The following is an 18,203-nucleotide window of genomic DNA, read 5'->3' as shown; positions in this document are numbered from 1 at the left end:
GGATTTTTCTTGTGACTTTGAACAAACTCGTTTAGAATGCTCGCTCCTTTTGTTTGGACAGATTCCATAGTCCAAACCAACTATAATAGGTAGTGGTTTAATGAAAACTCTCAGCGCTAAGCCAGCTGAAGTTCAACATGACTGGTATGTTGTTGATGCTTCTGGCAAAACTTTAGGTCGCCTTGCGACTGAAATCGCTCGTCGTTTACGCGGTAAGCACAAAACTTCTTATACTCCTCACGTTGACACTGGCGATTACATCGTTGTGATTAATGCTGAACAAGTTCAAGTGACTGGTAAAAAAGCGCTTGATAAGAAATATTATCGCCATACTGGTTTCCCTGGTGGTATCCGTGAGACTAACTTCGAGAAGTTAATTGCTCACAAGCCTGAAGCTGTTCTTGAAAAAGCAGTTAAAGGCATGTTACCAAAAGGTCCTCTTGGTTATGCAATGATCAAAAAAATGAAAGTGTACGCTGGTACTGAGCATCCGCATGCTGCTCAACAGCCACAAGTTTTGGACATCTAAGGGATACAGCACATGGCTACTAATTATGGTACAGGTCGCCGTAAGACCGCAACTGCACGTGTTTTCTTGTCTGCTGGTACAGGCAAACTCGTTATTAACAACCGTACTTTAGAGCAATATTTCGGTCGTGAAACTGCTCGTATGGTTGTTCGTCAACCTTTAGAACTTTTAGAAGTTACTGAAAAGTTTGACCTTTACATCACTGTTAAAGGTGGTGGTATCGGTGGTCAAGCTGGCGCGATCCGTCACGGTATTACTCGTGCGCTTATCGCTGCTGACGAAACTTTAAAACCTGTTCTTCGTCAAGCTGGTTTCGTTACTCGTGATGCTCGTGAAGTTGAACGTAAGAAACTTGGTTTACGTAAAGCTCGTAAGCGTCCTCAATTCTCTAAACGTTAATTCGTTTATCGAGTTGGACAAAAAGCCTTGGATTTTTCCAAGGCTTTTTTATTAAGAAAATCGAACAATAAAATGCAAACTTATAAATATAAACAAACTATCTCTTTAGAACCGTGATTTCCTAGAGTATTTTTAGTATCCTAATCGATTCACTCAACCACGTCGTCTTGTGATATGTCGGTCGAAAACACCTCTATTCAGGGGATTACCCTTTACAGTCATGCTGATGATTTCCGTTCTCACTGGATTCGTTTTCTATTAGCAGAAAAGCAAATCAAATATCAATTGATCATAACTGACCATGAAGACGAAGATTTGGCAAGTTTGAATCCTTATAACCAATTGCCGATGTTGGTCGAGCAAAATCTTAAATTATTTTCAGCGCCTATTATTGCTGAGTATTTAGATGATCGTTATCGCCAAAGTAAGCTTTACGCAGATGCTCCAATGATGCGTGCAGAGCAGCGTCAATATATCTGGAGACTTGAAAATGACTGGTTCAAGTTAGCAGATCATATGTTAAAACATACTGATTCTTTAAATATAGAACAAAAGCAAAAAGCTCAAAAAGAATTACGTGAAACTTTAATTTCACTTACTCCTCTATTTCAGCATTTTCCCTATTTTATGTCTGAAAATTTCACAATTTTGGACTGTATGCTTGCACCTATCTTCTTAAGATTAAATAGCATGGGAATCGATTTACCCAAACAGCATTGCCGACCAATACTTTTGTATTGTAAACGTATCTTTGAGAGACCTTCTTTTGCTAAATCAATGACGGCTCAAGAGAAAAACCGTTACAATGAACTATTAAATATGGAATAGTGTGATATGTCTGAGCAAACTATTGATTTAACCCCTACACGTCCTTATCTTGCTCGTGCAATCTATGAATGGATTTGTGATAACCAACTTACTCCTTATCTATTAGTAGATGCGACACAGCCACATACTGATGTTCCACAGCAATTTGTTAAAGATGGCCAAATCGTTTTAAACATCGTGCCTCATGCTGTTCATCAACTTATTATTGGAAATGAAGCGATTACTTTTTCTGCTCGTTTCGGGGGAGCATCAAAAGACATTTATGTACCTATTCAAGCTGTTCTAGGTATTTATGCACGTGAGAATGGACAAGGTTTATTTTTTGATCCTGAAGAATATGCCAATGTAGCACCTGTAGAAAATACAGTAGAGTCTGAATTACAAGAAACAATTGAAACAACATCAACTAAGAAAAAACCAACGTTAAGAATTTTAGATTAAATTTAGAGGAAGAAAGCATGGCATTTGATTTAGTCCAATACTTTGCTGAGCAGATAAAAATTCAAAAGCCTCAGCTTTTAAATCAATATCCAGTTAATGAAAAAAATAAACTGATTGATGAGGTGAATATTCTTACGCTTGGAAAACTGATTAGTTTATGGCGCCAAGATGACAATAAGATTTATCAAGAAATCAAAACTTCAGATCCACTTTATATTCAAGAAGTTGCTCGTCATTTAACAACATCTAAGCATAATCAGTCAGCTTTAAAAAACTCAGAGCTAGAACAGAGTATTTCTGAAATTTTAACTTTGCAGTTAGCAGAGCTTAACCAGCTCGATGAAACAGGTGGTTTTGGGCATAATGGCTTAAAAGAATTAATCTTAGGCCAAGTAGAACATTTATCAGGTCAGGCAGAAGATTGGGTTTGGTCAACAAACCACCTAAATGAGTTAATTGGTTCTAAACCAGTGGAACAAGAAGAGCTATCATTGGATACAACAATGAAGGAGTTCAACCAAATGGTTCACCAAGCCCAACCTCATCATGATGATTTGCATATTGAAGAGCAAGCTGCCGAGATTTTTGTACCTACATGGTCAAAAATTATTGCCCCTGTCGTTGCTTTAGCAATTTTGGGCTATCTCTATTGTATTTATACACAGCTCGTTTAGTTTGATCAGTATTATAAAATGGGGAATTATTTATTCCCCATTTTTTGATTAAAACTAGCATATTTTATTATTCCATATTGTATTAATATTCTATTACAATTGTTTTATATAAATTTTAAAATATATAATGTAAACAGCAGCACAATATTAAAAGTATAATGTAAAAATAATCTTATAATATATTTTATAATCTGACATTTTTCGTCACTTATTCCCTAAAAATGAGACCATATACTTTAGTTGATTGATTGACTTCAAATTGTGCAGAAATATAATGGATTTCAACTACTTTTAGGAAAAAGTAGTAAATATAATTTTAGAATCCTGAGAGATAAAATATGGCTAAACTTTCTTTAGATAGCTTAACTGAAATTGATGGTTTTATTGCTTCTGCACTTGTAGATTCAGAAAGCGGTTTATCACTTGCAACACAAGGGGGCGGGGAAATTGATTTAGAATTGGCTGCTGCTGGAAATACAGAAGTAATTCGCGCAAAGCGAAATATCGCTAATGCTTTGAAATTAAATGACAATATTGAAGATATTTTAATTACATTAGGTAAGGCTTACCACTTAATTCGACCTCTAGAAAGTAATAATAATTTATTCCTTTATTTAGTCCTTGACCGTAGCAAATCGAATTTAGCCATGGCTCGTCATGAGTTAAAGTCATTTGAAAAAGAGCTAGACTTTAGCTAATTAAACTAAGATATGCTTTTTATATTTATTATAAAAAGCATATTAAAACCATTATATTATTCAATAAAACTTAATGTGATACTATGGATAGGAATTGCATAAATATTGCTACATCTGGTTTAAGCTTAAAAGTTTTAGATGAATTAAAAACTTTAATCAGAAAGTTAATATCTAATGAGTATATTATTAATTGGGTTAATATTTCTAACAACCATATTGATCTATTATTAATTAATGAAAACTTCTTTGACTCAGATAATATTCAAAACATTCTTCAAAAGAAAAAATGCCCTTATTTAAAAATTACTAAAACTCCGTCACAAAATGAATATCAATTTGATGAACACACCCTTCATTTGCCACTAGAAAAAGTAGAATCTCTATTAGACTGGCTACAAATAAACCTAATATCTTATTTAAACCAAAAGAAAATTGCCTTAGTTTCAGATTTATCAAATGAGTCCATACTAATTGATGATAAGTTTATAAGGAATTTACACAATTCAGAGAATGCCAAATTACACATCTTTGATGATAAAGGCACTCTCGCCATTATTGATAACAGGACTCAGATAGCTTGGTTGGAACCATCACGCCAACAAACTCAGACCAATCAAAGCTTTGATTTCACTTTTGCTAAAACCTCCGACTTCACCAAAGTGTCTCGTAAAAAAAACTACTATTTGCAGGACTGGCTATGGAATTTGTTTTGGCATTCAAAAAACTTTGAAAATCTAGCCTCGAAGGATAGTTATTTTAAAATTGACCACTGGCCACAGCCCTACCAAAAAGAATATAGAAAAGTGAGCCTACAACTCTCTGCTTGTTTTATACAGGGAGCAAAAATTACTGATGTGGCGAACCAACTTAACTTGTCAATTGATGATGTCTTACGCTTCGTTACCGCTTGTTTAATAGCAAATAATGGAAAATTTATTTCTGCGAATAAATGTGCTTACACGCCAAATTCTCATTTAGAAAATTCAAATACAGACAATCATTTTTTTAAAAATTTTATAGGGAAGATTAGACGGCGTTTTGGTCTTTAAGGGAAATTATGATTATACAGCAATATAAAATTGTCTTTGCAGGTAGTATGGGGGCAGGAAAAACAGAAGCGATTAAATCGCTATCTGAAATTCCAATTTTGGGAACAGAAACATTCAATACTGATGTACAAAGCCACCAGAAAACCCAAACTACCGTAGGCATTGACTATGGTGAAATTACTTTAGATGATGGAATCAAAATCGGACTCTATGGCACCCCAGGACAAAGCCGTTTTGATTTTATATGGTCGGTCATTTGTGAAGGTGCAATCGGCGTTATTTTATTATTAGATCATAATAGTCCTAATCCGATTGAAGAGCTAGAAAGCTACTTAGAAACCTTTAAAAATTATAATGATAATATTGCAATTGGTATTACTCATGTTGATGAGAATAAAGAATCGTCACTTCAACAATATCGTCATTGGATAAAAGCAAATGGACTTTCATATCCATTATTTTTTATTGATGCACGCGAGCAGGAACAAATTTTAATGATGGTTGAATCATTAATTGCATCTCTTGAAGTCAAAGTAGGTTTAACATCTCAGGGGAATGATCATGCTTAGCATCCCAACTCAAAAACGCACCGCGCCTACACAATTGCTACAGCTAGCAAAAACTGAAGCTCATAATATTTTGATGAATACGCGTGGTGTAGATTTTGTCATGATTTGCTCTTCTGATGGTTTTGAATTAGCGACAGTGAGTCATAAAAACTACCATAACACCACCAAATTAGCGGCGGTGAGTAGCTCAATTTTGGCAATGGTCACTGCTTTTTTAAAAGAGATTCAGCTCACTGGCTGTAACAACATTACTTTAGATGCAGATAATGGTAAGGCTATTCTGACGGCTATTCCAGCAACTCATCACCCGATGGTCATGGTCACGCTAAGTAATAAAGAGGTACTTTTAGGACAACTATTATATAGCCTAAAAAAAGCAAGTCAGTTGATCGCAGAAGCTGATGGAGAATAACTCAAAACTACTGATCGAAAATAAATACCGCTCAAATAGAGCGGTATTTTTCACTTAAGTTTGAATACTAAATAATATTTGCCGTTTTTTTACTTGTTGACCCTGTTGCCCTAACACATCTTCAACTACCCCATCCACATCAGACTTAATCTGTTGCTGGATTTTCATAGCCTCAAGCACTAGTAAGGTTTGGCCTTTCACAACTTGATCACCTTTATCAACCAAAATATTCACTACAGCACCATCCATCGGTGCACGAATTTTGCCATCACCAGCCACATCAGCTATTTCTGGGGCAGCATAAGTCACATTGCGTATCGCAACATTGCCATTCTCTCGATCTAAGTAAAGCTGATCACCATCTAATACATATTTCACACGGCGGCGTACGCCATCAATTAAATAAACTAATTGCTCTGGCGTTCTTTCGAGCACTTCAATACAAACTGTTTGATCACAAAGCTGTGCTGTAAACGTGTTATTTACAGATGAAAGCTGCAATTGAATTTGCTGATCATCATATTTAAGTTTTAATGGTAGTGGCACTCCAAGCCCAGTTTGCCACACCGCAGCGACTTTACTTTGACTAAATAATGCAGCAGCAATCGCTAAATTTTCTAAAGATAGAACCTGCTTATGTAGGCTGCTATCGTTTTGAAAATGCTGTTGAATAAATGCGGTATTGGTATCACCAGCAACAACAACGGGATGACGCAGTAAATTGACCAAAAACTGTTTATTGCTATTTACACCTAGCAAAACACAATCATGCACAGCACGAGCGAGTAAGCGAATCGCATCCTCACGGGTTTTCCCATATGCGATCACCTTTGCTACCATCGGATCGTAAAATGGACTAACCTCATCAGTTACTAACATCCCATGATCAATCCGTATATTTGGCAAAGTCGCTGGCTGCCAACGCAGAACTTGACCTGTTTGTGGTAAGAAATCTTGCCGTGGATCTTCCGCATACAAGCGCACTTCAATTGCATGCCCAGTTAAGGTCAACTCATGTTGTTGCAAGGGCAACTGTTCACCATTGGCAACACGCAACTGCCACTCAACTAAATCTAAACCTGTAATGAGTTCAGTAACAGGATGCTCTACCTGCAAACGGGTATTCATTTCTAAAAAATAAAATGTACCTGATGCATCAAGTAAAAACTCAACAGTTCCCGCACCTACATACGCACATGCTTTAGCGGCTGCTACAGCGGCCTCACCCATTTGTTGACGCAGTTCAGGAGTCATGACTGGACACGGTGCTTCCTCAACAACCTTTTGATGACGTCGCTGGATTGAACAATCACGTTCAAATAAATAGACATAATTGCCGTGTGTATCACCAAAAACCTGAATTTCGACATGGCGCGGCGCAATCACTGCTTTTTCTAAAATAAGCTCACCTGAACCAAAAGCATTTTCAGCTTCTGAACGTGCTGTTTGCAATGCCTCAACCAATTCGGATGACTCTTGTACCAAACGCATTCCGCGACCACCACCACCCGCAGAAGCTTTGACCATAATTGGAAAGCCAATCTGCTCGGCTTGTTTCGCTAAATATTCAAGGTCTTGACGATCACCTTCATAACCTGGCACAGAAGGGACGCCTGCTTCAATCATGGCAATTTTTGAGAGTCGTTTACTGCCCATTAACTCAATTGCAGAAGCTGTTGGTCCAATAAATGTAATCTGGTTATCGATACATGCCTGAGCAAAATCAGTGTTTTCTGACAAAAAACCATAACCAGGGTGAACCGCATCGGCCCCAGTTTTTTTACATGCATCTATAATTTTAGCAATGGAAAGATAAGACTCAGATACTTTTGAAGCACCAATATAGACAGCTTCATCGGCCTCTTGCACATGACGGGCATTACGGTCAGTATCAGAATAAACCGCCACAGTTTGATAGCCCATTGCCTTAGCAGTTTGCATGACTCGAACTGCAATTTCACCACGATTGGCAACCAGTACTTTTGAAAATTTCATTATTTTTATCCTTATCTCTTATGATTCATCGGCCCAACTCGGCAACCGTTTCTGGATAAAAGCCATCGTACCTTCTTGTCCTTCGGCACCACCAACCGCTTGAGCAAACTGCTGTGCAGCATCATCTAACAAATCGTTCAAAGGCTCATTAAACGCTCGATGTAACAGTGCTTTAGTCACACGCGAAGCTTGAGGAGCTGCTCGTTTAATGTTTTGAATGGTTTCCTCTAGAGCTTGCTCTAGTTCGATTTCATTATGTGCAATTTGATGAACCACTCCGACACTTAGTGCTGTATGTCCTTCAAAACGCATGCCGAGTAAAGCAAGTCGGCGCGCCTGAGTCAGACCAATACGTTTCACCACAAAGGGAGCAATTTGCGCAGGGATCACACCAAGACCAGTTTCAGGTAAACCAAACTGAGCATTGTCACGGCTAATGGCAACATCTGAAACACATGCCAGACCAAAACCACCACCTAACACCGCGCCTTCTAAAATTACCACAACCGTTTGCGGTGCGGCTTCAACTTGCTCAAGCATGGCACCAAAACGGCGGTTAAAGTCAGCATAAGGTTGTAGACTGCCGACATTGGTCGCTTCAACTCGTAAAGCAGCCATATCTTTAATATCCCCACCCGCACAAAAAGTTCCACCTTCACCACGGATGATGACCGCACGAATTGAAAGGTCATCGCGAATGACAGCAAAAACTTGCTGAATTGCATTAACCATATTCAGGTTCATGGCATTGCGACTCTCTGGTCGATTTAACCAAAGGTATAAAATATTGCTGTCTTGTTCTAATTGAATACTGTCATCAAGATCTAGAGCTTGTAGAGATGCTGAAAGTGTCATGGTCGATTCCTTATTTTTATTTCTGCTTTTTAGGCAGAATGTCCATTAACTTACAGATAATCCCCAACATAATCTCATCTGCCCCGCCACCAATTGAACCTAAACGACCATCACGGTACAGTTGTGATGCAGGATTATCCCACATGAAGCCATTACCACCCCAATATTGCAGACAGCTATCGGCAACTTCACGGCTTAAACGCCCTGCTTTTAGTTTTGCCATAGAGGCTAACTTGGTCACATCTTCCCCTGCAATATGTTGTTCACAGGCTTGGTAAGTGAGTGCTTTAAGTGCTTCCACTTCAGTCATGAGCTCGGCAAAACGGAAATGAATATATTGGTTATTGATGAGTGGCTGACCAAACGTCGTACGCTCTTTGGTATAGTCGATGGTCTTCTGGATTAAATTTTCCAAACCACCTATAGCATTAGCACAAGCCCATAAACGCTCTTCCTGAAATTGCATCATTTGCATCATGAAGCCCATGCCTTCGACACCCACTAAGTTACGCTGTGGTACACGTACATTGTCTAAATAAACCTGTGCTGTGGTCGTTGAACGCATCCCTAATTTATTAAGTGGTTCTGAAAAACTAATCCCTTTGGTTTTTGCTGGCACAATAATCATCGACTTATTCACGTGTGGTTTATCATCAGACGTATTGGCTAAAAGACAAAAGAAGTCGGCCTGCAATGAGTTGGTAATCCACATTTTGCTGCCGTTAATGACATAGTCATCGCCATCTTTTTTTGCTGTTGTTTTAATAGCAGCAACATCCGAACCAGCATGCACTTCTGATACTGCAATCGATGCGACATATTCCCCAGCAATCGCTGGTGTTAAAAACTCATCACGTAATTCTTTACTACCAAAACGGGCCAAAGCTGGTGTTGCCATATCGGTTTGCACACCAATCGCCAAAGGCACGCCACCACAAGCTGCATAGCCAATTTCTTCTGCAACTACAAGGTTATAAGAATAATCTAAAGCTAAACCGCCATTTTCCTCAGGCTTACAAATCCCCAATAAACCAAGATCACCCATCTTTTTAAATACATCATGGATTGGGAACTGCCCTGCAGCTTCCCATTCCGGAATATGTGGATTCAGCTCATTTTGAACAAATTGACGAGCTGTACGGCGTAATGCTTCATGTTCAGCAGTAAATTTCATGGTGTTATTCCTATTAATTTTTTTAATTGCGGTAAAGGTTGATTAAAAACGGGACACACCAAAACGAGTTGGATTTAGCTCTCGTTGCTGTGCTTCATAAATGGTTTGTAAAAGGAAAATTAATAGTTTTCGAGTATCTCGCGGATCGATAATACCATCATCATGTAGCATGGCCGTATTGAAAAGCGCGGTAGATTGTTGTTCCAATTTCATCGCAGTACTTTGCTCAAGAAAATCGAGAATTTGCGGATTCGTCTCCTGCCCTGAAGCTTTTTGCTTTCCTTCGGCTACAATACGTAATACTTTTCCAGCCTGTGCAGAACCCATTACAGCAACATGCGAATTCGGCCAAGCAAAAATAAAATCTGGCGATAAACTCCGACCGCACATCGCGTAGTTACCAGCGCCATATGACCCTGCCACAACGATTGAAATTTTAGGTACAGTACAATTGGCAACCGCTTGAATCAATTTCGAGCCGTGTTTGATAATACCGTTTTGCTCTGCGTCAGTTCCTACCATAAAACCTGTGGTGTTATGCAAAAATAATAATGGACGCTTGGTCTGTTCACATAGATGTATAAACTGCGCTGCCTTCGCTGCCCCTTGAGGTGTAATCGGGCCATTATTAGTAATAATTCCTATATGTAGTCCACCAATTTTTGCCCAGCCACATACTGTTAAATCATCATATTCCTGTTTAAATTCTAGAAAATCCGAATCGTCAATAATACGAGCAACCACTTCTTTCATATTGAATGGTTGTTTAGGGTCACTTGGAATAACACCCAACAGTTCCTCGGTATCATAACGAGGCTCTTTATAAGTCACATCAACCGGTTTGATTTGCTCTTTCCAGTTGAGGTGTTCAAAAATTTCACGTGCCAGCCGAATACCGTCAGCATCATTTTCAGCCAAATATTCTGCAGTTCCGGCAACCTGCGCATGCATTTCTGCACCGCCCAATTCCTCAGCTGTTGCAACTTCACCAGTTGCTGCTAAAAGTAAAGGTGGCCCTGCAAGCAACATCTCGGTTTGCTTACGCACAGCAATGACATAATCTGAAAGGCCGGGTTGGTAAGCACCACCTGCCGTTGCATTACCATGCACCACTGCAAGTTGGGGAATACCTGCCGCAGAAAGTCGTGCCTGATTGGCAAAGGTCATACCGCCATAGGTAAATACTTCCGCCGCATAATTTAGGTTGGCACCGCCACTTTCAGTCAACGTAATCAACGGGAGTTTTTGTTCCAAAGCAATTTTTTGCAAGCGTAAGGTTTTCTGCACACCCATAGGTGACATGGTTCCGCCTTTAATCGCGCTATTACTTGCAGAAACCAGACAACGCACACCACTGACAAAACCAATACCAGCAATTACGCCACCACCTGCTTCGGAGCCATCCTTGTCATCATGCATGTTGTAGCCAACCAAGCCACAAAGCTCAACAAAAGGTGAATCTGCATCGAGCAACAACCGTACACGCTCATGCGGCAGAATCTTGCCTTTCTTATCGAACTTCGGTTTGGCAGCATATGACTTTTCAATACTTTTTTGCTGAATTGCACGTACTTCATTCAACTGAGCAAGGAGTACATCTTTATTCTTTTGATACTGTTCACTACCTAGAGCAATTTCAGATTGGAGAATAGTCACTGTTATTCCTCCTCAGCCTCAGTCTTTTTCTGAAAAATTTCAGGAATAAATGCACGATGGAAACCATTATAAGACTGACTATTTGTAGCCTCAGCTAGTGGATACATGCGTGTTCCTTGTGATGCGGCCCCATCAATACGTAAGGTCACACCAGAGACAAAAGCCGCAGCATCAGATAACAAATAGCAAATTGCTGATGAGACTTCCGACTCAGTTCCCATACGCTTTAGAGGTACATTGCCAGCAAGACTTGGAATAATCACTTTGGCAAAATCACCACTATAATTATCCATACCAGATGAGACAATCCATCCTGGTGCAACCGCATTTACACGTACACCAGATTTACCCCACTCAACCGATGCTGTTTTAGTTAAGTTATCAACTCCCGAACGTGCAGCACCAGAATGTCCCATTCCCGGCATGCCGCCCCACATATCAGCAGTCATGTTGACAATACTGCCGCCATGTTTAGCCATCCATTGGTTATAAGCTTCACGCATCAGGTAAAAAGTTGAGTGCAAGTTATTACGTACGACCGCATCAAAACCATTCGCAGAGATATTTTCTAAAGCTGACGGAAACTGACCACCCGCGTTATTCACCAATCCATCGAGTTTGCCGAATTTCTCAATCACTTCAGCAATCATATTTTTCACTTGTTCTTCTTCACGGTTATCACAAACAATGAAATGAACCTGACCGCCATCTTCTATAATTTCTTGGCTTACTTTCTCTAATTTCTCAATTTTTCGTCCTGTAATCACCACTTGAGCACCAAGGGCAGCAAGCTCATGTGCAGTACAACGACCAATTCCTGAGCCGCCACCTGTCACAATAATGACTTTATTAGCAAAAGCATCTGGTCTAAAAATTGATTGATAACTCATCTTTGCTTCATCCATTCATTTTATTTTTCTAAAAGATTTGCCGGAACTTTGACAGGCATATCCAATAATTGTTGTGCAAATGCTTTACCTTGTGGATCAATACGTAAGCTTGCAACACCACCGCCACCCAAGGCATTCTCCAAAATAAAATTCAGTGCATTTAAACCTAGTAACTCATAACGAATTACTCGCCCTTTCTCTGCATCCAATACATGCTGCATATAACTTGCAACTGCCTGTTCAGTCAGTGCCGCACGAATCCACGGTAAATATTCTGCTTTACGCGCAATCACGCCGATGTTGCTATGATTGCCTTTATCACCACTGCGGGCATGTGCAATTTCAATCAAAGGAACTTCAATTTCATCCCCTTGATAAACTGCATTTTCGCCCGCTGTTAATGTAGACAATTGCTCTGTAGAAATTCTTTGTGGAACCTCAACTGGATAACGTTTGCCTTCAAAGTCGATTTCGACATTAACTTGATTTTTATCGATTAAAAATGAAAATAACTTGATAACTGGAGACGCTTTTGGTCGGCCTCCGACAATTCCTGCCAAGGCTGGAGCCATACCTGTGGAAGCCTGTGCAATTTCTGATGCAAAGAACATACATGCTTCTTTAAACATGTGTTTTACAGCTATTTTGACCACAACTTCACGGCTATTTAAAGCCTGAGCATGTGCTCCATAGGTACTTTCGATACCTAAAATCTCAACCGACTTTTCACTAAATGGCGGCACCGAACGCATTGCTAAAACACGCTCGCATTTCGTCAAAATAGCATCAGCAATCACTTGTGCTTTTTGTGGAGCTTCGCGACCTGCAATTAAAAAACTGACTAAAACCCGATATCCATCTGGGTAAGTCGCACTGACTTTATATTGCGCAGTCGGTGCTTGTCCTTTTGCCCCTGTCACACGAACTCGATGTTCCCCGACTTGCTCTAAATGCACCTGACTAAAATCCGCAATTACATCGGGTAGTAAATATGCTTGCGGATTACCAATTTCATAAATAATTTGTTCACCAACCGTGGCAGTAGATACCAGCCCACCTGTACCCTGGGGTTTGGTCACAACAAATGAGCCATCTTCACTCACTTCAACGACTGGAAAGCCCATATTGTCGAAGCCTTGAACTAAGCGCCAGTCGGTAAAATTACCACCTGTACATTGCGCACCACATTCAATCACATGACCTGCTAGCGAACCTTGAGCCAATTTGTCATAATCATCAAGCGACCATTGATATTCATGAAGTAACGGAGCAAGTACCACAGCAGAGTCAACCACGCGGCCAGTTATCACAATATCTGCACCTACGTCTAAAGCGTCACGAATTGCTATAGCTCCTAAATAGGCATTACTACTCGCCACCTGTTCTGGTAAAAATTCCCCGCTAAACATTTCCCGAATATTTTGCTGTTTGAGTTGCTCATGTTGCGGTAAAAGATCATCACCTAAAACCACGGCAACTTTTAGATCTAGACCATATTCTTTAATTATTTTTTGCAAAGCATCTCGACATGCCAATGGATTAACACCACCAGCATTACTAATGACCTTAATCTTTTTTTCTGCAATTTTTTTAAGTAAAGGCGCCATCACCCGACTAACAAAGTCCAAAGCATAGCCATGCTTTGATTCCACCATCTTCGCTTTTGCCATAATCGACATGGTGATTTCTGACAAGTAATCAAAAACCAAATAATTAATATCGGCTAAATGTACTAATTGGAAAGCGGCAGTATTGGTATCCCCCCAAAAACCTGAGGCACAACCTATTTTCACGACACGCTCATCATCCTGTTGATCACTTGCCATTTTATTTCTCATTATTTTGTTTAAAAATTACACTCAACATTACCAAGCAAGCGCTTGGTTTGTAAAGAGCAAAATGTTATTGTGAAATTGACTAAAACTGCCAAACTCGACAATTCACCTAAAACATGATGAGATTTGGCAAATTTTTCCGTTAAGTATTTTTATATAAAGGAACCAGCTTTCGCATGATTGCTACTTCAATTGAACAGATTCCAAATATTTCTTGCTTTGACGATAGCCCACGTGGTCGTTTATTACGGGGGGCGGCCTATTTATTTCACAAGCAAGGCTATGACAAAACTACTGTACGCGAACTTGCTCAATTTATTGGAATCCAGTCGGGAAGCTTATTCCACCACTTTAAAAGTAAAGATGATATCCTCGCTCACGTGATGGAGGAAACCATTATTTACAATCTTGCTCGTTTAGAAGAGGCCGCAGCTCAATCTACCGATCCAGAAAAACAATTACGTGCCCTTATTAAAGCTGAACTCATTTCAATTACTGGAGATACAGGTGCAGCCATGGCTGTTTTGGTTTATGAGTGGTTTGCTCTGTCAAAAGAAAAACAAAATTATCTTTTAGAAATGCGTAATCAATATGAACAAATCTGGCTAAATATTATTGAAAAGTTGCGCACTCAGGGCAAAATAAAACATGATGCTTTTATTTGGCGAAGATTAGTTGGTGGTGCGATTTCATGGACCGTAACTTGGTATAAATCTGAGGGTAAAGTTAAAATTGATGAGTTAACGGAAATGGTTTGGGAAATGGCGTTGAAATGAGTCTAATCTATTTACGTAAACCCAAGAAAAATGACCTTGCAGAAATTAAAGAAGCTTATGCACGTAGTGTTCAATTACATCAACCGTGGACATATCCACCAGCTAACTTTCACACATATTTAGAACAAGAGCATCGCTATTTTGTCTGCTTAACCGATAGCCATGCAATTGCCGGAACATTTAATATTTCAAATATTATACGCGGTCACTTTCATTCAGCCTATTTGGGTTATGAAGCATTTCATCCCTATCAAGGTCATGGCTACATGAAGCAAGGCCTAAAATTATTACTTAAAGAGGCATTCGAAAATTTAAATTTACATAGGTTAGAAGCGAATATACAACCTGACAATATTGCTTCGATTCAACTAGTTTCCAAAGCTGGTTTCATTAAAGAAGGTTTTTCTCGGCAATATCTTCAAATTGGAGGAAAAACATGGAAAGATCATGAACGTTGGGCAATTTTAAATGAGAAATGGATAGAACCATCTCAGTAAACTCTAAATGAGATGGTTTATACGATCAAAACATACGCTAAAATCAATAACCCAACTGCTTACTAATCAAATCTTTCATAATTTCCTCAGCACCACCGCCAATCATATTAACTTTCACTTCACGGTAAATACGTTCAGATTTGGTACCTCGCATAAAGCCCATGCCACCTAATGTTTGTACCGCTGCATCAGCACAAAATTGCATAGTGCGAGTCGCAACATTTTTGAGCATTGAAATTTGTGCCACCAACTCAGGTCCTTGTAACTTCGGCTGAGTCATTTTCCATGCGGTTTCTTCAAGTAATGCCCGTGTTGAGGTTAATTGCGTTGCCATATCTACCAATTTATGACGAACCACTTGATGATCAATTAATCGCTTACCAAAAGTTTTCCGTTGCTGGGCCCAATCTAAAGCTTCTTCATAACACACTAATGCATAACCATAAGCCACTACACCTAAGAAAAAACGCTCCATATTAAAGTTATTCATAATGACTTTAAAACCAGCATTTTCTTTACCTAAAAGATTTGATACAGGTACTCGTACTTGGTCAAAATGCAAATGCGCCGTATCTGAAGCCCACCAACCCATTTTTTTTAAAGGTGTTTTAGTAATTCCTTCGCTGTGCGCATCAACGAGCAACATTGAAATACCTTCTGCACCTGTTTTAGTTGGATCTGTACGCACTGCAACTGTATAGTAATCTGCACGAATTCCCGTTGTAATAAATGTCTTTTCGCCTGAAACAATATAATAATCACCATCATGAACAGCTTTAGTCTGTAATGCTGCTACATCCGAGCCGCCAGCTGGCTCCGTAATAGCTAAAGCAGAAATTTTTTCACCGGAAATAATACCTGGTAGAACTCTGGCCTTTAACTCCTCACTACCAAAATGCTGAATCGGTGGGGCGCCAATGGTATGTACCATGAGTGAAATATGTACTCCACCCGAACCAGCTTTTGCCATTTCAATACCAGCCAATAACGAATAAAATGGATCTGCATCAGGAATACCGCCATATTCCTCAGAAAAGCCTAATCCCAATAAACCAATTTCAGCAGCCTTTCTATAAAGCTCTCTAGGAAATATCTCAGCCTCATCCCATTCATTAACGAAAGGGGCCATTTCTTTTTGTACAAATCGACGAACATTATCAGCAAAAGCAATATGTTGTTCATTATAGTAAATTGGGTTTGGTTGCATTTTTACAGATGTCCTGATGTTTTTATTTAATTCCAGAACCTATCTTGTCATGTTTGTCGTCAATCAAAAGTTGCAAGAACCTCCAATTTCTTGGCATAAAACATCAAACCTAATAATTCTTATGAAACTGTAAAATCTATACTCTTAGACAGCAACGAAATCCACGAGCGGCATAATAGGACTGCGCTCCATTATGATAAATGAAGACCCGACCATAACGTCGGTCACCAAAAATAGCTCCCTCTAAACGTCGAATTTCATCTGGGGTTTTGAGCCAACTTGATGTTTTAAGATCAAATTCCCCTAACTTTTGTAATTCATGGTATTGCTCTTCTGTGAGAAGCTCAGCTTCCATTTCTTTAGCTACATCGATTGCACTATTTTTGGGAGGATGATCTTTTCTAGCCTCCAAAGCCTCTCGATCATAACAAAGGCTTCTACGACCTTTGGGTGTCTCAGCAGAACAATCAAAAAATAAATACTCATCCTTCTGTTGATCATAAGAGATAACATCAGGTTCTCCTCCAGTATTTTCCATTTCTTGCAACGACCATAATTTTTCAGGCGACTCTAATAATTTAGCTCGCACATTTGTCCAATCAATTTCTTTATGGCGATGTGTGTTTTTTTCAAATCTCTTCTTTAATAGTTCAAGCAGTGAATCTAATTGTGTTTGAGTTAATTGTTTTTTAGTTGTCATTGAATAAATCCTTATGATTATTAAACTGAACGTCCATCAAAATAATTTATTTTTATTTTATCTAAGTCAATGTCATCTATACATCGAACATTAATCGCAAACATAGAATTACCCTCTGCATCTATACCTTGGGCATAGGGATGAATACCGCAATTTTTACAGAAATGATGGTTAATCACATGCTTGTTAAAAGTGTAATTCGCTAAAGTATTAGGAGAATCTAAAGTAACTGTAACTTGATTAGTGGGTAGGAACCATAGTAAAGACCCTTTCTTTTGACATATTGAACAATTACAAGATAAAACCTCTGACAACTCTCCTTCCACTACAAATTTAATCTGACCGCAATGGCAACTTCCTTGATATTTCATTGTTCTTACTCTTTATAATTTTCATCCTATTTACTTTTCCAGTTTAAAGAATAAGTTTCCATATAAAAATGTAATCGAGCTACTTAATATTGATTTAGAAGATGCAGGCCTTGCAGCGCATTTTTAACTTAGAACGGATTCGAAATTTCCTTCCTCTATAAAAAAAGGACTCATATAGAGTCCTTTTTTTATTGTCTTACTGCATTTAAATCAATTTATTAATTAATTTCCCATAAGGAAACACCCCGGCCTCTTTCGGGGTCGGGGTGTTTGAATAATGAGCTGGCGATGACTTACTCTCACATGGGAAACCCCACACTACCATCAGCGCTAAGAGGTTTCACTTCTGAGTTCGGGAAGGGATCAGGTGGTTCACTCTTGCTATGGTCGCCAGCACAACTGGTATGGATACTTGCATTGGTCTTAATATGCCGATGCGTTTTCCAAATCTTTACAGATGGGCTGATTGAATCTTACTTTATTTGTTCATTTTAGCTAAGCATATAACTAAATCAAGTTGCTTTGCATATTAATGAATCGATTGATGCTTTATATACAACTGCTTGGGTGTTGTATAGTCAAGCCTCACGAGCAATTAGTATTGGTCAGCTTCACATATCACTATGCTTCCACATCCAACCTATCAAC

At 39.1% G+C, this 18,203-nt stretch carries 20 protein-coding genes and 2 rRNA genes; 11 read left to right on the top strand and 11 right to left on the bottom strand.

Annotated elements, in window-relative coordinates; translation table 11 throughout:
* Positions 1-100: 100 nt before the first annotated feature.
* From rplM to F968_RS19220, 9 genes are all read left to right on the top strand, one after another.
* A complete protein-coding gene (gene rplM, locus F968_RS19260; RefSeq protein WP_003656097.1) occupies positions 101-529 on the top strand; it encodes a 50S ribosomal protein L13 in 429 nt (142 codons plus the stop codon).
* Positions 530-541: 12 nt separating this feature from the next.
* A complete protein-coding gene (gene rpsI, locus F968_RS19255) occupies positions 542-928 on the top strand; it encodes a 30S ribosomal protein S9 (protein WP_002048725.1) in 387 nt (128 codons plus the stop codon).
* 174 nt (positions 929-1,102) lie between these two features.
* Positions 1,103-1,756, top strand: a complete 654-nt coding sequence (locus tag F968_RS19250; RefSeq protein ID WP_004796304.1) for a glutathione S-transferase N-terminal domain-containing protein — start codon at positions 1,103-1,105, stop codon at positions 1,754-1,756.
* A gap of 6 nt (positions 1,757-1,762) precedes the next feature.
* Entirely contained in the window at positions 1,763-2,197 is a 435-nt protein-coding gene (locus tag F968_RS19245) for a ClpXP protease specificity-enhancing factor (RefSeq protein WP_004796302.1), read from the top strand.
* Between the two features lie 17 nt (positions 2,198-2,214).
* Complete coding sequence (locus tag F968_RS19240) at positions 2,215-2,871, top strand: hypothetical protein (RefSeq protein ID WP_004796300.1); 657 nt, start codon at positions 2,215-2,217, stop codon at positions 2,869-2,871.
* Positions 2,872-3,209: 338 nt separating this feature from the next.
* Positions 3,210-3,569, top strand: coding sequence for a roadblock/LC7 domain-containing protein (locus F968_RS19235; RefSeq protein WP_003656109.1), 360 nt, complete (start codon positions 3,210-3,212; stop codon positions 3,567-3,569).
* Positions 3,570-3,652: 83 nt separating this feature from the next.
* On the top strand, positions 3,653-4,618 hold the full coding sequence (locus F968_RS19230) for a hypothetical protein (protein ID WP_004796298.1): 966 nt from the start codon (positions 3,653-3,655) through the stop codon (positions 4,616-4,618).
* A gap of 8 nt (positions 4,619-4,626) precedes the next feature.
* Positions 4,627-5,187: a GTP-binding protein gene (locus F968_RS19225; RefSeq protein WP_004796296.1), complete on the top strand. Its 561-nt coding sequence runs from the start codon at positions 4,627-4,629 to the stop codon at positions 5,185-5,187.
* Positions 5,180-5,599 (top strand): roadblock/LC7 domain-containing protein, encoded by a 420-nt coding sequence (locus F968_RS19220; protein ID WP_004796294.1) that lies wholly within the window; start codon positions 5,180-5,182, stop codon positions 5,597-5,599. Before F968_RS19225 ends, F968_RS19220 begins: the two co-directional genes overlap by 8 nt.
* Before the next feature lie 54 nt (positions 5,600-5,653).
* On the opposite strand, the gene F968_RS19215 is transcribed toward F968_RS19220, so the two are convergent.
* Genes F968_RS19215 through F968_RS19190 form a run of 6 tightly spaced genes read right to left on the bottom strand, consistent with a single transcriptional unit; the run spans position 5,654 to position 13,995 of the window.
* On the bottom strand, positions 5,654-7,594 hold the full coding sequence (locus tag F968_RS19215; RefSeq protein WP_004796292.1) for an acetyl/propionyl/methylcrotonyl-CoA carboxylase subunit alpha: 1,941 nt from the start codon (positions 7,592-7,594) through the stop codon (positions 5,654-5,656).
* An 18-nt stretch (positions 7,595-7,612) separates the two neighbouring features.
* Positions 7,613-8,449 carry an enoyl-CoA hydratase/isomerase family protein gene (locus F968_RS19210; protein WP_004796290.1) on the bottom strand — a complete coding sequence of 279 codons (837 nt, stop codon included), beginning with the start codon at positions 8,447-8,449 and terminating at the stop codon, positions 7,613-7,615.
* A 16-nt stretch (positions 8,450-8,465) separates the two neighbouring features.
* Positions 8,466-9,623, bottom strand: a complete 1,158-nt coding sequence (locus F968_RS19205; protein WP_004796288.1) for an acyl-CoA dehydrogenase family protein — start codon at positions 9,621-9,623, stop codon at positions 8,466-8,468.
* A 42-nt stretch (positions 9,624-9,665) separates the two neighbouring features.
* Positions 9,666-11,279 carry an acyl-CoA carboxylase subunit beta gene (locus F968_RS19200; RefSeq protein WP_004796286.1) on the bottom strand — a complete coding sequence of 538 codons (1,614 nt, stop codon included), beginning with the start codon at positions 11,277-11,279 and terminating at the stop codon, positions 9,666-9,668.
* Positions 11,280-11,281: 2 nt separating this feature from the next.
* The gene (locus F968_RS19195) at positions 11,282-12,169 is read right to left on the bottom strand and encodes an SDR family oxidoreductase (protein ID WP_004796284.1); all 888 of its coding nucleotides are present in this window, start codon (positions 12,167-12,169) and stop codon (positions 11,282-11,284) included.
* Between the two features lie 20 nt (positions 12,170-12,189).
* Positions 12,190-13,995, bottom strand: a complete 1,806-nt coding sequence (locus F968_RS19190; protein ID WP_004796282.1) for an acyclic terpene utilization AtuA family protein — start codon at positions 13,993-13,995, stop codon at positions 12,190-12,192.
* Between the two features lie 185 nt (positions 13,996-14,180).
* Here F968_RS19190 and F968_RS19185 point away from each other — a divergent pair, with 185 nt between their 5' ends.
* Both F968_RS19185 and F968_RS19180 read left to right on the top strand, forming a co-directional pair.
* Complete coding sequence (locus tag F968_RS19185; protein WP_004796280.1) at positions 14,181-14,780, top strand: TetR/AcrR family transcriptional regulator; 600 nt, start codon at positions 14,181-14,183, stop codon at positions 14,778-14,780.
* The gene (locus tag F968_RS19180; protein ID WP_034596989.1) at positions 14,777-15,277 is read left to right on the top strand and encodes a GNAT family N-acetyltransferase; all 501 of its coding nucleotides are present in this window, start codon (positions 14,777-14,779) and stop codon (positions 15,275-15,277) included. The genes F968_RS19185 and F968_RS19180 overlap by 4 nt, the downstream gene beginning before the upstream one ends.
* A gap of 43 nt (positions 15,278-15,320) precedes the next feature.
* On the opposite strand, the gene F968_RS19175 is transcribed toward F968_RS19180, so the two are convergent.
* The 5 genes from F968_RS19175 to F968_RS19155 all read right to left on the bottom strand — a co-directional run.
* Positions 15,321-16,484, bottom strand: coding sequence for an acyl-CoA dehydrogenase family protein (locus F968_RS19175; RefSeq protein ID WP_004796277.1), 1,164 nt, complete (start codon positions 16,482-16,484; stop codon positions 15,321-15,323).
* Between the two features lie 136 nt (positions 16,485-16,620).
* Positions 16,621-17,184: a DUF4256 domain-containing protein gene (locus F968_RS19170; protein ID WP_004796274.1), complete on the bottom strand. Its 564-nt coding sequence runs from the start codon at positions 17,182-17,184 to the stop codon at positions 16,621-16,623.
* 20 nt (positions 17,185-17,204) lie between these two features.
* Positions 17,205-17,555, bottom strand: coding sequence for a GFA family protein (locus tag F968_RS19165; RefSeq protein WP_004796272.1), 351 nt, complete (start codon positions 17,553-17,555; stop codon positions 17,205-17,207).
* Positions 17,556-17,835: 280 nt separating this feature from the next.
* Positions 17,836-17,950 (bottom strand): 5S ribosomal RNA (rrf, locus tag F968_RS19160).
* A 179-nt stretch (positions 17,951-18,129) separates the two neighbouring features.
* Positions 18,130-18,203 (bottom strand): 23S ribosomal RNA (locus tag F968_RS19155); the annotation flags it as partial.

Source organism: Acinetobacter sp. NIPH 817 (assembly GCF_000368405.1).
Lineage (GTDB): Bacteria > Pseudomonadota > Gammaproteobacteria > Pseudomonadales > Moraxellaceae > Acinetobacter.
Note: the sequence above shows the minus strand (reverse complement) of the source record. Positions and strands in the feature narration are given on the sequence as shown.

Bases quoted from the DNA above. Each gene is read 5' to 3' on its own strand.
- rplM (WP_003656097.1), top strand. From the start codon at position 101: ATGAAAACTCTCAGCGCTAAGCCAGCTGAAGTTCAACATGACTGGTAT.
- rpsI (WP_002048725.1), top strand. From the start codon at position 542: ATGGCTACTAATTATGGTACAGGTCGCCGTAAGACCGCAACTGCACGT.
- F968_RS19250 (WP_004796304.1), top strand. From the start codon at position 1,103: ATGTCGGTCGAAAACACCTCTATTCAGGGGATTACCCTTTACAGTCAT.
- F968_RS19245 (WP_004796302.1), top strand. From the start codon at position 1,763: ATGTCTGAGCAAACTATTGATTTAACCCCTACACGTCCTTATCTTGCT.
- F968_RS19240 (WP_004796300.1), top strand. From the start codon at position 2,215: ATGGCATTTGATTTAGTCCAATACTTTGCTGAGCAGATAAAAATTCAA.
- F968_RS19235 (WP_003656109.1), top strand. From the start codon at position 3,210: ATGGCTAAACTTTCTTTAGATAGCTTAACTGAAATTGATGGTTTTATT.
- F968_RS19230 (WP_004796298.1), top strand. From the start codon at position 3,653: ATGGATAGGAATTGCATAAATATTGCTACATCTGGTTTAAGCTTAAAA.
- F968_RS19225 (WP_004796296.1), top strand. From the start codon at position 4,627: ATGATTATACAGCAATATAAAATTGTCTTTGCAGGTAGTATGGGGGCA.
- F968_RS19220 (WP_004796294.1), top strand. From the start codon at position 5,180: ATGCTTAGCATCCCAACTCAAAAACGCACCGCGCCTACACAATTGCTA.
- F968_RS19215 (WP_004796292.1), bottom strand. From the start codon at position 7,594: ATGAAATTTTCAAAAGTACTGGTTGCCAATCGTGGTGAAATTGCAGTT.
- F968_RS19210 (WP_004796290.1), bottom strand. From the start codon at position 8,449: ATGACACTTTCAGCATCTCTACAAGCTCTAGATCTTGATGACAGTATT.
- F968_RS19205 (WP_004796288.1), bottom strand. From the start codon at position 9,623: ATGAAATTTACTGCTGAACATGAAGCATTACGCCGTACAGCTCGTCAA.
- F968_RS19195 (WP_004796284.1), bottom strand. From the start codon at position 12,169: ATGAGTTATCAATCAATTTTTAGACCAGATGCTTTTGCTAATAAAGTC.
- F968_RS19190 (WP_004796282.1), bottom strand. From the start codon at position 13,995: ATGGCAAGTGATCAACAGGATGATGAGCGTGTCGTGAAAATAGGTTGT.
- F968_RS19185 (WP_004796280.1), top strand. From the start codon at position 14,181: ATGATTGCTACTTCAATTGAACAGATTCCAAATATTTCTTGCTTTGAC.
- F968_RS19180 (WP_034596989.1), top strand. From the start codon at position 14,777: ATGAGTCTAATCTATTTACGTAAACCCAAGAAAAATGACCTTGCAGAA.
- F968_RS19175 (WP_004796277.1), bottom strand. From the start codon at position 16,484: ATGCAACCAAACCCAATTTACTATAATGAACAACATATTGCTTTTGCT.
- F968_RS19170 (WP_004796274.1), bottom strand. From the start codon at position 17,184: ATGACAACTAAAAAACAATTAACTCAAACACAATTAGATTCACTGCTT.
- F968_RS19165 (WP_004796272.1), bottom strand. From the start codon at position 17,555: ATGAAATATCAAGGAAGTTGCCATTGCGGTCAGATTAAATTTGTAGTG.